Source organism: Paenibacillus sp. FSL H7-0331 (genome assembly GCF_001956045.1).
The window spans coordinates 284009-299625 of sequence record NZ_MRTH01000004.1 but is presented as its reverse complement, the minus strand read 5'-3'; the positions used below and the strand labels follow the sequence as shown (position 1 = coordinate 299625).

Here is a 15617-nt window from a genome sequence, read left to right as displayed (position 1 = left end):
ATTTACTCTGTTCCTTGTAATCGGGTTGCCCGAACCAATTCAATAGCTAGTCCTGGTGCCAGATTCGCTAATCCAGGCAAAATTCGGGGCACAAGCGGTAAGCCAAACAACCATTGCAGAAAGCGCCCCCATCGCATAGGACGCTTGAATTCTCGATGTATAGACTGTGTATATTCATACCGCCAGCTTCCAAGCGTTAGATCCCCGCGTAAATAGCGGTCGGCTAATGCACCACACAATCGCGCCGAACGCAAAGCTATTGACATGCCGTCTCCACATAATGGCGGTATCATGAGCGCAGCATCCCCCACATGCGGAATCACATCCCATGCCAAGGGCTTGCGCTTTAAATCAATCGGGGAAACTGCCGACTGCGTACCTGGCACCGGAGTCGCTTGAGCCAGTTTTCGATATAGCTTCGGGCTTCTACGAGCTGCAGCTTCTATCATGCCAAGGATCGTTTTTTCTGTTTTTCCAATAGCGCTCTGTTTCAAAAGCGCCGCAACATTCACAAGTCCACCATCAATAGGTGAAATGCCCAGATAACCACCAGGGAACACATACAGTTCAACAACAGGCTCCATCTCTATTCCAGAGTAATGGGATTTCACCCCGATGTGCATAGAATGAACGGAACCCTTAGAAGTAGAACCCGGAAGTCCTGAACGACGATGAGCCCCCCAAGCAGCGATTACCATACGTGCCTGAACCTGTTTGTTCAACCCATCCTGCTTCGTCTCAATCGTATATCCATTCTCATTGGGATACACGGATGTGACCGTTGTTGCCGTCTGCAGCTGTGCACCGGACCTTAGCACCTCGTTATGGAAGGTGGAATCCAATAAATAACGACTCACTCCCAGAGCATGTCCAGGCAAAGGAATCTCCAAAGTAGCACCGTGACTAAAGATCAGCCTTATCCGGGTAATCATGCTTGGTTGCAGCGACTCAACAGCTTTCATTAAACCTAATGCTTTCAGTGTATGTTGGGATTCCGGGGAAAGGAATTCTCCGCAAACTTTGTGCCGGGGGAACAACTGACGATCGATCAGAACGGTATCCCAGCCCTGATCCGCGAGCTTTTTGGCCAGACTGCTGCCTGCAATGCCAGCACCAAGAATGGCTGCATCGTAAGTAGGACTCATCCCTGCTCAACTCCGTTGTTGGAATTAGATCTGGTCTTGTTTAAGACGACGACATACCGGAATAACGGTCTCCATGCATAAAACATCTCCGGGGTATCCAACGTTTTCCTCAGATGCTGCCAATCCGCCGATCGAAAGCCTTTGGCTACGGACAATGGCCCGTCGTGTAAAATGTAACGATTATTGGAAAGCATTCGCGTTACAAGCCACACCGCAGCCCATGGAATCCAATGCCGATGGATATCATTGATCACAACGCCTAATCGCGAAGCCTTCAGCATCTTATCTACAACTCCGGGAAGCTCGTCCGCTGCAAAATGATGTACAAATTGCGTTCCCGTAATGATATCCGCACAAGCTTCCGGCAGTGAAAACAAATCATCTTTCCTCACCTGTACACGCGGTTCATTCTGAAAGTACAGCCTTGCCTCTTCACAAGCTTCTTCCGTAATATCAATCAAAACAAGTTGGAGCTCGATGCGATTCCTGTCCGCCCATTTCAGGAGATGCGCATTCACATCCCCCGATCCACACCCAATATCCAGAATAGTTAACTTTCTCGGCTTGCCGGCATCCAGCCACAATCGTTTGACTCCATAAAGTGTTGGTGCAGAGGCACCGAATATCCGATTCAGCAGCCGGAGATGATGCAAGGCTTCCCGGAGCGCAGCTCCCCCTATAGTAAAGTCGTCCATCAATTCGGGCTCTTCGGCCCTCCGCTGTATGCTTCTAAGCACGGACATGGCCTATGAGCTGTTCCTGACTAATGACCGCAGGGAGATATGTTATTGGGATCAATTCTGCGGTAAGACCTGGACCGAATGCCAAGGCAATCCCATTAGCTGGTCCGGAGCCTTTGCTTTTCAGCTCCTGTTTCATCTCGTTCAGGACAAATAACAGGGTTGCTGAGGATACATTACCATAATCACGAAGTACGGTTCGGCTGGGACGGGTCTGCTCATCTGTAAGCTTGAACAGGCTTTGTATGGAATCAACAATCCCTCGACCTCCGGGATGTATGGCCCATAGCTCTGGATTCGGCTTACCGTCTAACAAATGTTCAACCTCGGCAGGTATCAAGCTTGCGATCAGCTTAGGAATATTCGGAGATAAATAAAGATCAAAGCCGTAGTTGCCAACTTCCCATACCATCTCATCGGCACAATCAGGCAGCAGAACAGAACGCCCATTGTCGAGCTGAAACACATCCTTATGGTCAGGGCCAGGTGCCCCTATGATGCAAGCCGATGCCCCGTCACCAAAAAAAGAAGCTGCAAATAAGGCTTCACGCTGACTCGAAGGCTGAATATGCAGTGTGCATAGCTCAACGCATACAATTAACACCTTGGCAGACGGATTACCCAAGAGCACTTGCCGTGACAAAGAAATAGCCTTCAATCCGGCAGCGCAGCCCAAAAAGTTAAGCGGCGTTCGATTGACATCGGCGGCTAGTCCCAATTTGTTAGCCAGGACCGTATCCAAGCCGGGCAGAAATTGCCCTGTGCAGCTGACCGTGAACAGATGGGTAATATCCGAGGTCTTGATGTTCCCATCCAGTAAAGCTTTATGAGCAGCATCCAGACTTAAGGGAACCGACTCCCTTTTGTAGGTTTGCATCCTGTCCCTGGTTGAAGGGGCATCCTGTGATGTGCTCCTTGGAAAATAACGGCAGCTTTCAGCGGATTCGAGCAGATTCGGTTCGCAGGTGTAGCGAGTTTCTACCCCACACTGCTTAAATATTCGTTTTGCCCAACGTGCGGAATCGGGACTATCTCTTAACGCTTCAGCTAATCGGTGTGCTGTATCCGCTTGATCGATCCGAAATTCCGGTACAGCCGTACCTATGCCCAGGATCGCAATGATTGGATCTGCGTGTTCCATATGTTACATCCATCCCCTCGCGCAATCTTCAAACATTTATCTTCATGTTGGACATGTATCTGACTTTAACCACATGTATATGCCAATCGGACCCGTAATATGACATGGCGTTCACCCCACGGATCGAGGTATCCAGATGACAGGTTACCTTCTTCTTGCAAACGTTTCCGGTAACGTTTGTATTTTAACAACGACATTTTTGTTCAAAAATATATGTAACTTTAAAATTATTATTAAGATTTGATCGAAAAAACGGCTCATTTCTTGAGATTATGTAAATTTGGGCAAAACGGATTGAAAGTGAAAACATCGTATTGTAACATAGGGAACGTTTCCGGAAACGTTTGTGAATGAGGTGTGCATGTGGCAAATATTAAAGACGTGGCTAAGCATTTAGGAATTTCAGTATCTACAGTTTCAAGGGCAATGAATAATCATCCCGATGTGCGCGAAGAGACGAAGCTGCAAGTGATGGAGGCGATCCGAGCTCTAAATTACAGGCCCAATGCGATAGCGAGAGGATTAATTAACAAAAAAACGTATACGATCGGTTTAATGATCCCGGAAATATCGGATCCGTTTTTTGCCGGTCTAGCCAATGCAGTTGAGGATACTTTATCCAAAAAAGGGTATCAGGTTGTGTACGGAAATACGAACCGCGACCCTGAGAAGGAAAAACAGTTTCTTTCCAATGCCATTGAGCGACAGTTTGACGGGCTTATTATTACTCCCGATTTCTTGGACGATTCATTCAAGGAACTCATTTCCAGTCTGGATATGCCTGTCGTATTTTTACGTAGAAGAACGCCCCCGGGATTATCGGCTCCTTATGTTGATGTTGATCATTATGAGGCAGCAACAGAAGCGGTCAATTATTTAATCGGTATGGGCCACAGGCAGATCGGATTTATCGGGATGCCGGAAAGCTCATTTACCGGGATTCAAAGATTACTTGGCTATAAAGATACCATGTGGAAGCACGGCCTTCTCTCTGATGACAGCAACATCGTTATGAGTGGTGGAAGAAACATAGACAGCGGCCGAAAGGCCATGAGCAAGCTGTATGAGAAAAATCCGAACATAACTGCTGTATTCGCCGGGAATGATTTGCTTGGTATAGGGGCTCTCGAATGGCTGGCTCAGCACAAAATTGCGGTACCGGATCAGATTTCCGTCATAGGCTTCGATAATTTGGAATACACGGAGCTGCACTGGATCCAATTAACTACAATGGAGCAGCCCCGTACGGAAATGGGTGCCAAAGCGGCCGAGCTGCTGCTGCAAATGGTTTCTGATAAAGAAATGACCCCTAAATCCGAGTTGATCAAGGCCAAGTTGATCGTAAGGCAAACCTGCAAGGTGCTGCAAATATAACAATCAATCTAAGATCATGCTATCCTGCTTCTTCAACCCCATGCCCATTGGGCAACAAAACAAGGAGGAACAAACGTGTTAAAAAAATGGATTGGTGTATTAACTGCCTTTACGCTCGTCAGTGTTGTAACGTTAACCGGATGCGGAACCAACAGTGCAGGTCCAACAACGGCTTCTGCTCCGAAACCGGCTGAAACCAAAGAAGCACCCAAAGACACCCCTGCAGCATCCAAAAAACTGACCGTATATGCCGCCCTCAATGAAGATGATATTGTGCAAATTCAAAAAAAGTTTAAAGAAGATACGGGTATAGAAATCGAATATTTACGTTTAAGCGGAGCTGGAGAGGCAAGCACACGAATTCAGGCTGAAAAAGCTTCCCCCAAAGCAGATATATTTGTCGGCGGCTCAGTTGAATTTTACGAGCCCCTCGCATCCCAAGGATTACTTGAGAAATATTCCTCCCCTAACGCCAAGGAGCTCGATGCCCAGTTCAATGATCCTAAAGGCTTCTGGCAAGGATGGTACATGGGCGTACTTGGCATCGTGCTGAATAAGGACAGATTCAAAAAAGAGCTTGAACCCAAAGGCATTAAAGAACCGAAAACGTGGGATGATCTGCTTGACCCTGCCTACAAAGGCTTATTCATAACGTCCAACCCGGCTACAGCTGGTGGAGGATACATTTTTGTAGCAGACCAGTTGTTCAGATTGGGCGAAGAAAAAGGCTGGGACTATTTGAAAAAGCTCAATGACAACGTTCATCACTACACCCCTGCTGCTGGTGACGGCATTAATCTTACGGCTACAGGTGAATTTGTCGCCGGGATGTCCTGGGCCCATGATATCGTTAAATCAGCCAAGCAAGGCTATCCAATTCAGGTTATCGTTCCGGAGCAAACCGCGTTTGAAATCGGCGGCGTCGGTGTTGTGAAAGGCGGAGCCAATACAGATAATGCGAAGAAGTTCGTTGACTGGCTGTTAACCAAGCCGGTTGGGGAAATGAACACGAAATTATCGAACCGTTATTCAGTGAGAAAAGACGTGGCTCCACCGGAAGGTATGATTAAAATCGAGGATGTTAAGCTTGTGAAATATGATCGTGAGAAAGCTTCCCAGATGAAGGCTGATGTTGTGAAGAAGTTCACTGAAATGACCGGAAAGAAATAACAATCGCAACCGCCATATAAAGCAAACCGCTGACTTGCCTGTGCGGGGAATGTTTCACTCTTACCACATAGGCAAGTTTAGCAATCGAAAGGTGTGACCTGCCTTGACCTCACGTGCTGTTAAAGACGCATGGGCCGATTTGAAACGATTGAAGCAAGAGCCGATTCTGGCTGCACTTATAGTCATGATCATATTGATCACTGTTTATTTTGTATGCTGGCCGATCCTAAAAGTCATTAGCTTTCCGCAATTAAGCGATTATCTACAACTGTTCAGCAATTCACGTTGGTTTCAGGCAGCGTTAAACAGCTTATTCATGACGGTTATTTCAACGATTTCCTGCACCGTCGTCGCTTTTATTTTTGCTTATTCCATTACAAGGCTAAATATTCCGCTCAAAGGACTTTTCCGTTTTATTACCCTTTTACCGATTGTCTCCCCTCCTTTTATCGTCGCGCTGTCGTACATTTTACTGTTTGGCAGACAGGGGATCATTTCCAAGCATGTGCTGCACCTTAACTTTGATATTTACGGCTGGCATGGGTTATGGCTGATTCAGACGATTACATTTTTCCCGTATGCCTATGCTGTTATTAACGGAGTCCTTAAGGCTGGTCCGACGAACCTGGAATATGCTGCGTATAACCTGGGAGCAACTCGCTGGCAAGTATTTAAGGATGTACTATTCCCGCTATGCAGACCGGGGGTTGCGGGAGGTGCACTCATCACCGCCATGAATGTGCTGGCTGATTTCGGCAATCCGATGATTATCGGAGGCAACTATACGCTTCTTCCAACTGAGGCTTACATGCAGATGGCCGGATTGTTCGACCTGCCTTCGGCAGCCATGCTGTCTACGGCACTGCTCATTCCAGCGCTCGGACTGTTTGTACTGAACAGGAATTGGGTCGGGAAACGCTCCTATGTAACCGTCACTGGCAAAGAAACCTCCTTGGCGCCGTATCCTGTCCCTTTTTATGTAAAATGGGGTTTGTTCTCTTTCTGTTTGTTCGTTACGGCAGTTATATTAGCGGTCTATGGGGTGCTGTTCTACGGAGCTTTCACGAAGACATGGGGATATGACTGGTCCTTTACTTTGAATAATATGAGCTATGTGTTTGCCAAGGGTAAGGAAATGTTCAACAGCATCAAGTTTGCACTCATTTCCTCGATTGCAGCAGCATTATTTTCACTGCCGCTTGCTTATATCGTGCAAAGAAAGCAGATTGGGATCAACCGTTTTCTGGATTTTCTGGCCATTTTACCTGGAGCTGTTCCAGGGGTATTTCTCGGACTCGGGTTTGCCATTGCTTTTAACGAAGGGCCGCTTGTACTGACGGGAACCTCGGCTATTATGATTATCGCATTGATGTTCTGGAATTTACCCACCTGTTACAGCGCCAGTCTTGCAGGCCTGCAGCAGATTGGAACCTCTCTGGAGGAAGCGTCGCTCAATATGGGCGCTGGCAATTTCAGAACGTTCAAGAACATCCTGCTTCCCCTGCTCAGAGGGCCTTTTCTATCTGGACTTGTACTTTCCTTCCTACGTTCGGTGACCTGCCTAAGCGTAATCATATTTATTTATTCAGCAGGAACGTCGGTCGGTACGATTTCAATTCTGGGCCTTGTACAGAACGGTGCCTGGGGCAGCGCATCAGCATTTACGGTCGTGCTTATTTCCATCGCCTTCGCCGTACTCGGCATAGCTCGACTTTTTATTAAAGAACAGGGTAAATCCATTGGGTTATAACGGAGGCATATGATGAGTGCAGACAACTCGATTATCAAAATTGAAAATGTGACGAAGCAGTTCGGAGCTTTCAAGGCCATCAATAATGTATCACTGGACATACAAAGAGGCAGCTTTACCACGCTTCTCGGGCCAAGCGGCTGTGGAAAAACGACGCTGATGAGGTTGATCGCCGGTTTCCATGAGCCTGACTCCGGAACTATTTATATAGAAGGAAAGCAAGTAAACGGCACGCCGGTGTACAAAAGAAACACCCCGCTCGTTTTTCAAGAATATGCGCTATTCCCCCATATGACTGTTTTCGAGAATATTGCCTACGGCTTAAAGCTGAAAAAGGTGCCCGCCAATGTGCTAAAGGAAAAAGTCGAAGCCATGCTCGATATGTTCGGACTACAGGGGTTGGAGCACAGGTATCCAAAGCAGATGAGCGGAGGCCAGCAGCAGAGAGTCGCATTCGCGAGGGCATTGATCATAGGACAAAATATTTTGTTGATGGATGAGCCTTTAAGCAATCTGGATGCCAAAATGCGTGTGGAAGTGAGAAACGATATAAGAGATATGCAGCAGCGCGCCGGAATCACGGCAATCTTCGTAACCCATGACCAGGACGAAGCACTTTCGTTGTCGGACCGGATTGCCGTGTTCAACAAAGGGACCATCTATCAGGTCGGAACGCCATGGGAAGTTTATTTTAAACCGATCAACAGGTTTGTAGCCGACTTCGTAGGTGTAGCCAACTTCCTGAGCGGTGAAGTGGTCGGTGTGGAAGCGGAGGATTATATCGTCAAATGTGCGGATATGGCAATCAGGGTCGATAAAACCGGTTATACTGCAAAACTGGGAGATCAGGTGACGTTAGTTATAAGGCCGGAATGCATATCTGTTTTAACCGAAGATACCAGCCATGGAAATTACGATAATGTATGGAGCGGGGTCATTACAAGAAGCAGCTTTCTGGGTCGAATGATCAGATATTGGGCAGAAGCCGGTTCTACGCAGTGGATCGTTGATGATACCAGTCCAAGTGTTCGTGGATATTTGGAAGGTAACATCCGTATTGCCTTGGACAAAAAGAAGATCCATATATTAATTGGAGATGAAGCATGAGACCCATTGTATATGCATTGAATGTGGGTCGGGGTGACGCCTTTTTTCTCGAAATCCCCACGGAAAGCGGAGTCTTTGTCGTGCTTATCGACGGAGGGGATCAATTCTTTCAAGAGTCCGTTATTCCGTTTCGTTTCATACAGGAACGAGGCTGGAAACAGATCGACCTGATGATTCTAACCCATCTGCATCCTGATCATCTGACAGGCTTGCTTGAAGTAGCAGAGCATATTCCTGTCATCGAGGCGGTTCTGCCTTACCCTCGGTTCTCGCTGGCTTTAAGTGATATTCGCCACCCAAAAGCGTTGCAAACAGCCCGGATGTTCCATGCTTACAATCAATTAAGGGAGCTGCTGCTCCAACAAAATACAATCATATCCTTGCGTCCACCTTTCAGTGAAGATGCTGCCTCTGCATCATGGAGTTTCGGACCTTTTGTATTGCGGCATCTGGACCCACTAAATGTCAATGATTTACCAGCTTACGAGAACATTGTGCAGCTGTGTTCTTCACCTCTCGAACCGGTCATACAAGAGAAGCTTTTGATTAATTTCGATTCCTTATCCAATCAGGACAGCAGCGTCTGGCTATTCGAGCAGGCGGATGGTCTTCAACTATTACTATTCGGTGGTGATGCGCTGCTCTCGAACTGGGATCGGATTATGCAGCATGAGAAGCTGCAGCCATGCGGCTTTAAGGTTGGCCATCACGGTATGGCTGATGGATGGAACGAACAGCTGCTCAGAAAGCTGTCTCCAGACTGGATATTAATTACGAACAATGACACCGAATATGAACAATTTCAGGATGAATGGGAACGGTTAGCGCAAACGTCTGGAGCTGAGTTATATGTTACAGGCTCGCAGTCGGGAACCCTTTACCTTTCATCTATGCTACCGCTGGCTCCAGAAAGGATTGTGAACAAATAATGCCGTCAGTGCATCGCTACCGCATGATCGTCACCGATATTGATGGGACACTGGTGGATCTGCAGCAAATGATCAGTAAGCGCAACAAGGAAATGATTTATGCTTTTCAACAGCAGGGCGGAATCGTTACACTCGCCACTGGGCGGGTCGAAGAAGCCGCGCTGCCATACGCACAGGAGTTACATATCCGTCATCCGGTTATCTTATACAACGGGGGTAAAATTGTCGATTTCAACACGGATCACTGTTATTTTGAAGCAAGGCTTACGCTGAATGTCATTGAAAGATGCCTTCAACTGCTGCAAGACCAACCGCTGGATATGATTTTTTATGCCGACAAACAAATATGGGTCAAAGAAAATACGGAACCTATCGAGGCATATATGAAAAAGGATAGGGTGCAGTGTCACAACTGGGATACTCCGGATTTTTTGAAGCAAAGCAATGTCAACAAAATACTAATCATTAAAGAAGATCAGGATTTTTCCGGAGTATCGGAAGCACTGGAATCTATGGTGGGGGTTAACTGTGAATTAGTGCGATCGGAACCTACGTACCTGGAAGTGCTGCCTCAGTCGGTGTCCAAAGGGCAGGCTTTAATAACGCTTGCGAACCATCTTGGAATCGAGATGCAGGAAGTGATTGCGATCGGTGACAATTTAAACGATTTGGAAATGATACAGACTGCCGGACTGGGAGTTGCTGTCGGGAATGCGCATCCAGAGCTCAAAGCGCATGCACAGTATGTTGCGAAATCTCATCTCGAGCATGCCGTCGCGGAAGTCATACACAAATATGGTCTGCATCCCATATCACATTCATCATGAATCGAATTATTATTGCCACAATAAAATGATTATTTTCATACAACGGCAGAAATGCCGTTTGTATTTGGTCATGTGCATGTCCAAAATTAATCCGACTTCTTCTTGCGCACCGGGTACAGCATGGTGAAATCGAATGTCTCGATGGCTGCATAAGGAATGGTTAAAGCGTTCAACGGTTCAAGTGGTACCGTCTCCATCCCCAACACGCCTTGTCGCTTATCCAGCTCATAATCTGGTGACTGCTCCAGCCAAGCAAACATGGCTTCATACACACGCCACATGTGTGCTTCATCTCCGTGCACGCGCGCGCTCGCACACAGCCCTCCGCTCACTTCCAATGCTTCTATGCCATCGGGTACATCACCGAATTCGGCAACCGCCAGTCCAACCCAGAGCGTATCGACCTTCCCGCCCCACTGCTCCTGTGGAATGAACACATACGCGGACGGTCCAAGCGTCAGTCGTGTATCGTCCAACGGAACCTGCGCTGTTAGCTTGCTCCAAGCCACCCGTGTACCACTCTTGTCCGGCAGCATTGCCGTCCGTACCGCAAGTGCTTTGAAAGGCGCTACTTCTACACATTCAACCGCTATCGTCTCCTGCATCATTCAATCTCTCCTTTTTACCTAAATTTCCACATTTTTATTAAACGTTCGTAATTTTGTTCTTATTCGCTATTCCCTCTTGTAATCCTCCTAAACTTCTCTAAATTACCATAATTTATTCATATTCATGTACTTCGACAATAAAAGCTATGGGTTGACAGTAGCTTTCGAGCACATTTTTATCGACTATTTGGTAAGCTTTGAAAAAAGATTCATAGGAGGAATACGATGATTCAAGAGATGACCGTTTATGCTATCGTGTTTTTTGTTACAATCGGTATCATGCTTATTCTATGTATAGATGTAATCTCAAGGAGTCGCCCCGTGAAGCTATCAACCAAAAAAGAGATGGAAATACAAATGGATGGGGCTCAGACTTCCACAGATCATTATGAAAAAAATCTTGCTTTCCCCTTCTATGTCGACTGTACTCAAAGCTCCGATCAAGAACGTATAGAACATTAGTCCATTATGCGGAACAGATAACAAGGATAGTCCCGCTGCTTCTCCAGCAGCAGAGCTATCCTTGTTTTCATGTGTACACATCTTATATTCAAAAGTCTTCCTGATCTTCCGTAATGTCACCTATGACTCCGTTTTCCATTAAATATTCTCGAATCGCCTTGGTGCTGTTCGGTCTGGGCCATCCATCCTCCAGCAGTCGTTTTTCCGCCCAGAATAATACAATCCCTCTGATTTCCCGTTTGAGTGCATCATCTGATACATGAATAATACTATCCTTCAATATGGTTTTCATATTTACCTTCATGTCGGTTTGCAATCTGATCTTCATGCCATCACACCCTGTTTGTATGCCTATACTACAGGATATGTCCTTGCACCCGAATAGGTTTCACATTTTTAACAGATGTAAACAGGTACTCATTTGAAATACAAGTCGTTCGGATCGGTCTTCGATCTTAAATTCGTGACATACCGACAATAATGCTGGTAATGTGCTTTATACAGCTGGCCGTTTTTGGCAGGGGAATAAGTCAGATACAGCTGGCGGCGGCTGACGTTGGCTGTATTCGGACCGCTTTGATGCGGCGTGAACGAATGGAAAATAATAATGTCTCCAGGTTCTGTCTCTACGATTTGTCCCTTGGCCGAATCGATTTCAGCGATTTCCTCCGCATTCATATTACGCAGCTCGCCCAGCGTTGAGCGGAATTTAGAGTGATAGCCCGGAAATAGCTCCAAGCCCCCGTTTATCTTCGAGGCGCCATCAATAGCGACCATGACCGAAATCAATCCTTCTATCGGAAAGCCCTGCCACCATGCGGCATCCTGATGCATCGTATACCCTGTCACACCAGGAAGCTTATAAATAAGCTTGTCTTTGAACAACGTCGGTTCATCCTGATAAATATCACGAAGCGGTGATAAAATGCGTTCATCGTTTACCAGACCGTGGAATACGGCCGAAAGATCCTGCACAGGGTCGATCTTCTCGATAATGGAACGCTCTTCGATCTTACGGTAACCAACACGCAGGTTGTTCGGATCGAGATATTCGTTCAAGCTGAGCAGTCTTTCGCTATCTTGACGCCATACGGCAGCCTCTTGTTCGGAGAATACTTTTCGCAGCACGAGATACCCATTGTCGTTGTAGCTCTTCAATTGATCGTTCGTTAAATAAGCAACCTTCTTCATGCCAACACATCCTTTTCTTTTTGACTATATAGTTTTTGCTCAATTCCTGATATCATCTTACTACGTACAAACCGAGACTTACATGCAGGAACTTCTTAACATCCATATCTTTTTTTGTGCGTAACCGAGAGGAGGACAAACGATGTTGGACACAACCTTCCAAGCATCTCTGGTGCGCTGGTACAATACTTCGATTAAAAGGTCATTTATGCTGGCAGAGGATACTTACGAGAATTGGGTGTTATTGGCGGCTGATGAAGGCAGCTTTTTGTATCGGATGGGTAATGAGGAAGGACGTGCCAAATTTGGTGAGCTCCTACTGTGTCCTCCCGGTGTGACACTGTACCGCCAGGCGCTGGAGCCAATCTCTTTCCTATTCATCGAATTCAGGTGGACAGATGCGGAAGGTTGTCCTATTGTGCCTGGACCCGACGTCTCTTCCGGCAAAGTTGCCTTTCATAGAATCGATCACTACTCAGCGACGTTTTCGCGCATTCGCGAGTTTGCTGATTCGAGCATTCAGGGGCGGTTCGCTTATAAGCAGCATTTGTTGACCGATGTGTTGTACTTATGTGCCGCAGAGCAGATGGACAAGACGACTCAAATCACTGCCGCGGATCCGGTCATCCGTACCGCGGTTCGACATATCCACAATCACGCATACGAGCCGCTTTCCTTGAAGCTTTTGTCTGATCAAGCAGCCTTGAGTCAGTCGCAATTTTCCAGACGTTTCCAGACCGCTATGGGCGTCTCACCTATCGTGTATTTGACAGCTATCCGAATGCGCAAGGCGCAGAACCTGCTGTTGAATACCGAGCTTACTTTGGAAGCGGTTGCCCAGCAATGCGGCTATCAGAACGGATTTTATTTAAGCCGGGTATTTTCCAATACCTACAACATGAGTCCTTCTGCTTTTCGCAAAGCTTACCGGATTTAAGAAAATCAGTAAAACAAAACAATAAATAACCAAACTTATTTCTATTACAATACTTTTGTTTGTGTTTGAATTTGATATATTCAAACACAAACAAATATGATAAGATGTAAACAAAATCAAATAAACATTCATACGGAGGTATAAGCATGGTACAAAGTTTGTGGGAAGCGTCTAAAGCATCAGAGCAAGTCACCGGTCTGGATCAACTCGTCTATCGTTCCAATCTGATAGGTACGGATCGTCGCGTATGCAATTATGGTGGAGGAAATACGTCCAGCAAAACCATCGTCAAGGATTTCCGTGGTCGTGACGTAGAGGTCATGTATGTCAAAGGCAGCGGTTCTGACCTGGCTTCCATGAAAGCGTCTAATTTTACAGGCTTGCGTATGGAGGATATTCGTCCTTTATTTGAGAAATCGGAAATGCCCGATGAAGAAATGGTCGCTTATTTGGCAAATTGCATGATTGACGCCAAACATCCACGCGCATCGATCGAAACGCTGCTGCACGCTTTTCTTCCATTTAAACACGTTGACCATACCCATCCTGATTCCATCATCAGTCTCTGCTGCGCCGATAATGGCAAGGAGCTGGCAAGAGAAATTTTCGGAGACCGTTTCGTGTGGGTCCCTTATATTCGTCCCGGCTTCACGCTCTCCAAAATGATCGCAGAAGGCGTGCTGAACAACCCTAAGGCTGAGCTTGTCCTTATGGAAAAACACGGCCTGGTCACTTGGGGCGAAACGTCTGAAGCGGCTTACGCCCAAACGATCAAAATCATTACCGAAGCGGAAAACTTCATCGAAGCACGCATTAAAGAAGAGCAGGTTTTTGGTGGTGTGAAGCATGCAGCACTTGCTGCAGATGTACGCAGAACCGTGGCTGCACAAGTGATGCCGACGATTCGCGGCGCAGTGAGCGATGCCAAGAAGATGATTCTTTCGTTCGACGATGCCGACGATGTTCTGCAATTTGTAGGCGGACACAACTCCGCAGCATTGTCCCAGGTTGGTGCGGCTTGCCCGGATCATCTCGTCCACACAAAGGTTGTTCCCCTGTTCATAGACTGGACGCCCAATGCAGACGATATCGAAGGTTTGAAAGCGAAGCTAAAAGAAGGCGTCGCTGCATATAAAGAAATGTACAAAGCTTACTTCGATCGTAACAAAAATGAAGGCGATGTAATGTTTGAAGCTGCGCCGCGTGTCATTCTGATTCCGGGTGTAGGTATGATCAACACGGGTAAAAGCTGGGCGATGTCACAGGTTAGCGGCGCTTTGTATCACCGTGCAATAGCTGTCATGAGAGGCGCTACCGCTCTGGGTCAATTCGTATCGCTAAGTGAAAACGAATCCTATAATGTTGAATATTGGCCATTAGAGCTTTACAAATTGTCACTCGCTCCTGCAGAAGCGGAATTTTCCCGCAAAATTGCATTTATTACCGGCGGAGCTGGCGGGATTGGCAGTGAAACGGCTCGTCGTCTTGTATCTGAAGGTGCGCATGTCGTACTGGCCGACCTTAACCTGGAGGGTGCCGAGAAGGTAGCGGCAGAAATCAATGCCAAGTATGGAGAGAACCGCGCGATTGCCGTCAAGATGGATGTAACGAGCGAAGAAATGATTCAAGCTGCTTATGCTGAGACTTCCATCACCTACGGTGGTGTCGATATTATCGTCAATAATGCCGGTCTTGCCACCTCGAGCCCCTTTGATCAGACATCGTTGAAGGAATGGAATCTGAATATGAACGTGCTCGGAACGGGATATTTCCTTGTGGCCCGTGAAGCCTTCATCCTGATGAAGGAACAAGCCATCGGCGGTAACATGGTATTCATTGGCTCCAAAAATTCCATATATGCCGGAAAAAGCGCATCCGCATACAGCTCTGTCAAAGCACTGGAAGCTCATCTCGCACGTTGTATCGCTACAGAGGGCGGAGAATTCGGTATTCGCGTCAATACGATCCTGCCGGATGCGATCCTGCAAGGCTCTGCGATCTGGAACGGAAGCTGGCGCAATGAACGTGCCGCTGCCTACGGCATTGAACCCGATCAACTGGAAGAGCATTATCGTAAACGTACCACCCTGCTCGTTAATATTTATCCGCGTGATATTGCTGAAGGAATTGCCTTCTTTGCATCTTCCAAATCCGATAAAACAACCGGCTGCATGCTAACAATTGACGGCGGCGTTCCTGCTGCATTCACTCGTTAATCATTGTCTGTGCAAGTATG

At 46.9% G+C, this 15617-nt stretch carries 15 protein-coding genes; 9 read left to right on the top strand and 6 right to left on the bottom strand.

Annotated features, from left to right (window positions below; all coding sequences use genetic code 11):
• Window positions 1–2: 2 nt before the first annotated feature.
• The 3 genes from BK127_RS08160 to BK127_RS08150 are packed head-to-tail and all read right to left on the bottom strand — an operon-like array spanning window position 3 to window position 3026.
• On the bottom strand, window positions 3–1145 hold the full coding sequence (locus BK127_RS08160) for an NAD(P)/FAD-dependent oxidoreductase (protein WP_076229520.1): 1143 nt from the start codon (window positions 1143–1145) through the stop codon (window positions 3–5).
• Complete coding sequence (locus tag BK127_RS08155; protein WP_076229519.1) at window positions 1142–1888, bottom strand: methyltransferase domain-containing protein; 747 nt, start codon at window positions 1886–1888, stop codon at window positions 1142–1144. The genes BK127_RS08160 and BK127_RS08155 overlap by 4 nt, the downstream gene beginning before the upstream one ends.
• Window positions 1875–3026 carry a type III polyketide synthase gene (locus tag BK127_RS08150; protein ID WP_076229518.1) on the bottom strand — a complete coding sequence of 384 codons (1152 nt, stop codon included), beginning with the start codon at window positions 3024–3026 and terminating at the stop codon, window positions 1875–1877. The genes BK127_RS08155 and BK127_RS08150 overlap by 14 nt, the downstream gene beginning before the upstream one ends.
• Before the next feature lie 363 nt (window positions 3027–3389).
• Here BK127_RS08150 and BK127_RS08145 point away from each other — a divergent pair, with 363 nt between their 5' ends.
• The 6 genes from BK127_RS08145 (at window position 3390) to BK127_RS08120 (ending at window position 10183) form a co-directional block, all read left to right on the top strand.
• Window positions 3390–4400, top strand: coding sequence for a LacI family DNA-binding transcriptional regulator (locus BK127_RS08145; RefSeq protein WP_076229517.1), 1011 nt, complete (start codon window positions 3390–3392; stop codon window positions 4398–4400).
• Between the two features lie 75 nt (window positions 4401–4475).
• The gene (locus BK127_RS08140) at window positions 4476–5570 is read left to right on the top strand and encodes an ABC transporter substrate-binding protein (protein ID WP_179097420.1); all 1095 of its coding nucleotides are present in this window, start codon (window positions 4476–4478) and stop codon (window positions 5568–5570) included.
• A gap of 103 nt (window positions 5571–5673) precedes the next feature.
• Complete coding sequence (locus BK127_RS08135) at window positions 5674–7320, top strand: ABC transporter permease (RefSeq protein ID WP_076229516.1); 1647 nt, start codon at window positions 5674–5676, stop codon at window positions 7318–7320.
• A gap of 12 nt (window positions 7321–7332) precedes the next feature.
• Window positions 7333–8427 (top strand): ABC transporter ATP-binding protein, encoded by a 1095-nt coding sequence (locus BK127_RS08130; RefSeq protein WP_076229515.1) that lies wholly within the window; start codon window positions 7333–7335, stop codon window positions 8425–8427.
• Entirely contained in the window at window positions 8424–9356 is a 933-nt protein-coding gene (locus tag BK127_RS08125; RefSeq protein ID WP_076229514.1) for a ComEC/Rec2 family competence protein, read from the top strand. Before BK127_RS08130 ends, BK127_RS08125 begins: the two co-directional genes overlap by 4 nt.
• Entirely contained in the window at window positions 9356–10183 is an 828-nt protein-coding gene (locus BK127_RS08120; RefSeq protein WP_076229513.1) for a Cof-type HAD-IIB family hydrolase, read from the top strand. The genes BK127_RS08125 and BK127_RS08120 overlap by 1 nt, the downstream gene beginning before the upstream one ends.
• Before the next feature lie 86 nt (window positions 10184–10269).
• Here BK127_RS08120 and BK127_RS08115 read toward each other — a convergent pair whose 3' ends face one another.
• Window positions 10270–10788, bottom strand: coding sequence for a GyrI-like domain-containing protein (locus tag BK127_RS08115; RefSeq protein ID WP_179097419.1), 519 nt, complete (start codon window positions 10786–10788; stop codon window positions 10270–10272).
• Between the two features lie 228 nt (window positions 10789–11016).
• Here BK127_RS08115 and BK127_RS08110 point away from each other — a divergent pair, with 228 nt between their 5' ends.
• Window positions 11017–11253, top strand: coding sequence for a hypothetical protein (locus tag BK127_RS08110; RefSeq protein ID WP_076229511.1), 237 nt, complete (start codon window positions 11017–11019; stop codon window positions 11251–11253).
• Between the two features lie 88 nt (window positions 11254–11341).
• Here the strand turns inward: BK127_RS08110 and BK127_RS08105 are convergent, their stop codons facing one another.
• Together BK127_RS08105 and BK127_RS08100 are read right to left on the bottom strand one after the other, a co-directional pair.
• Complete coding sequence (locus BK127_RS08105; protein WP_076229510.1) at window positions 11342–11581, bottom strand: hypothetical protein; 240 nt, start codon at window positions 11579–11581, stop codon at window positions 11342–11344.
• A gap of 89 nt (window positions 11582–11670) precedes the next feature.
• Window positions 11671–12444 (bottom strand): phytanoyl-CoA dioxygenase family protein, encoded by a 774-nt coding sequence (locus BK127_RS08100; protein ID WP_076229509.1) that lies wholly within the window; start codon window positions 12442–12444, stop codon window positions 11671–11673.
• A 142-nt stretch (window positions 12445–12586) separates the two neighbouring features.
• On the opposite strand from BK127_RS08100, the gene BK127_RS08095 reads away from it, so the two are divergent.
• Together BK127_RS08095 and BK127_RS08090 are read left to right on the top strand one after the other, a co-directional pair.
• Entirely contained in the window at window positions 12587–13381 is a 795-nt protein-coding gene (locus BK127_RS08095; RefSeq protein ID WP_076229508.1) for an AraC family transcriptional regulator, read from the top strand.
• A 146-nt stretch (window positions 13382–13527) separates the two neighbouring features.
• Window positions 13528–15597 carry a bifunctional aldolase/short-chain dehydrogenase gene (locus BK127_RS08090; protein ID WP_076229507.1) on the top strand — a complete coding sequence of 690 codons (2070 nt, stop codon included), beginning with the start codon at window positions 13528–13530 and terminating at the stop codon, window positions 15595–15597.
• Window positions 15598–15617 lie beyond the last annotated feature (20 nt).

Excerpts from the sequence above, each read along its gene's own strand:
- BK127_RS08160 (WP_076229520.1), bottom strand. The coding sequence starts at position 1,145 with ATGAGTCCTACTTACGATGCAGCCATTCTTGGTGCTGGCATTGCAGGC.
- BK127_RS08155 (WP_076229519.1), bottom strand. The coding sequence starts at position 1,888 with ATGTCCGTGCTTAGAAGCATACAGCGGAGGGCCGAAGAGCCCGAATTG.
- BK127_RS08150 (WP_076229518.1), bottom strand. The coding sequence starts at position 3,026 with ATGGAACACGCAGATCCAATCATTGCGATCCTGGGCATAGGTACGGCT.
- BK127_RS08130 (WP_076229515.1), top strand. The coding sequence starts at position 7,333 with ATGAGTGCAGACAACTCGATTATCAAAATTGAAAATGTGACGAAGCAG.
- BK127_RS08125 (WP_076229514.1), top strand. The coding sequence starts at position 8,424 with ATGAGACCCATTGTATATGCATTGAATGTGGGTCGGGGTGACGCCTTT.
- BK127_RS08120 (WP_076229513.1), top strand. The coding sequence starts at position 9,356 with ATGCCGTCAGTGCATCGCTACCGCATGATCGTCACCGATATTGATGGG.
- BK127_RS08115 (WP_179097419.1), bottom strand. The coding sequence starts at position 10,788 with ATGCAGGAGACGATAGCGGTTGAATGTGTAGAAGTAGCGCCTTTCAAA.
- BK127_RS08110 (WP_076229511.1), top strand. The coding sequence starts at position 11,017 with ATGATTCAAGAGATGACCGTTTATGCTATCGTGTTTTTTGTTACAATC.
- BK127_RS08105 (WP_076229510.1), bottom strand. The coding sequence starts at position 11,581 with ATGAAGATCAGATTGCAAACCGACATGAAGGTAAATATGAAAACCATA.
- BK127_RS08100 (WP_076229509.1), bottom strand. The coding sequence starts at position 12,444 with ATGAAGAAGGTTGCTTATTTAACGAACGATCAATTGAAGAGCTACAAC.
- BK127_RS08095 (WP_076229508.1), top strand. The coding sequence starts at position 12,587 with ATGTTGGACACAACCTTCCAAGCATCTCTGGTGCGCTGGTACAATACT.
- BK127_RS08090 (WP_076229507.1), top strand. The coding sequence starts at position 13,528 with ATGGTACAAAGTTTGTGGGAAGCGTCTAAAGCATCAGAGCAAGTCACC.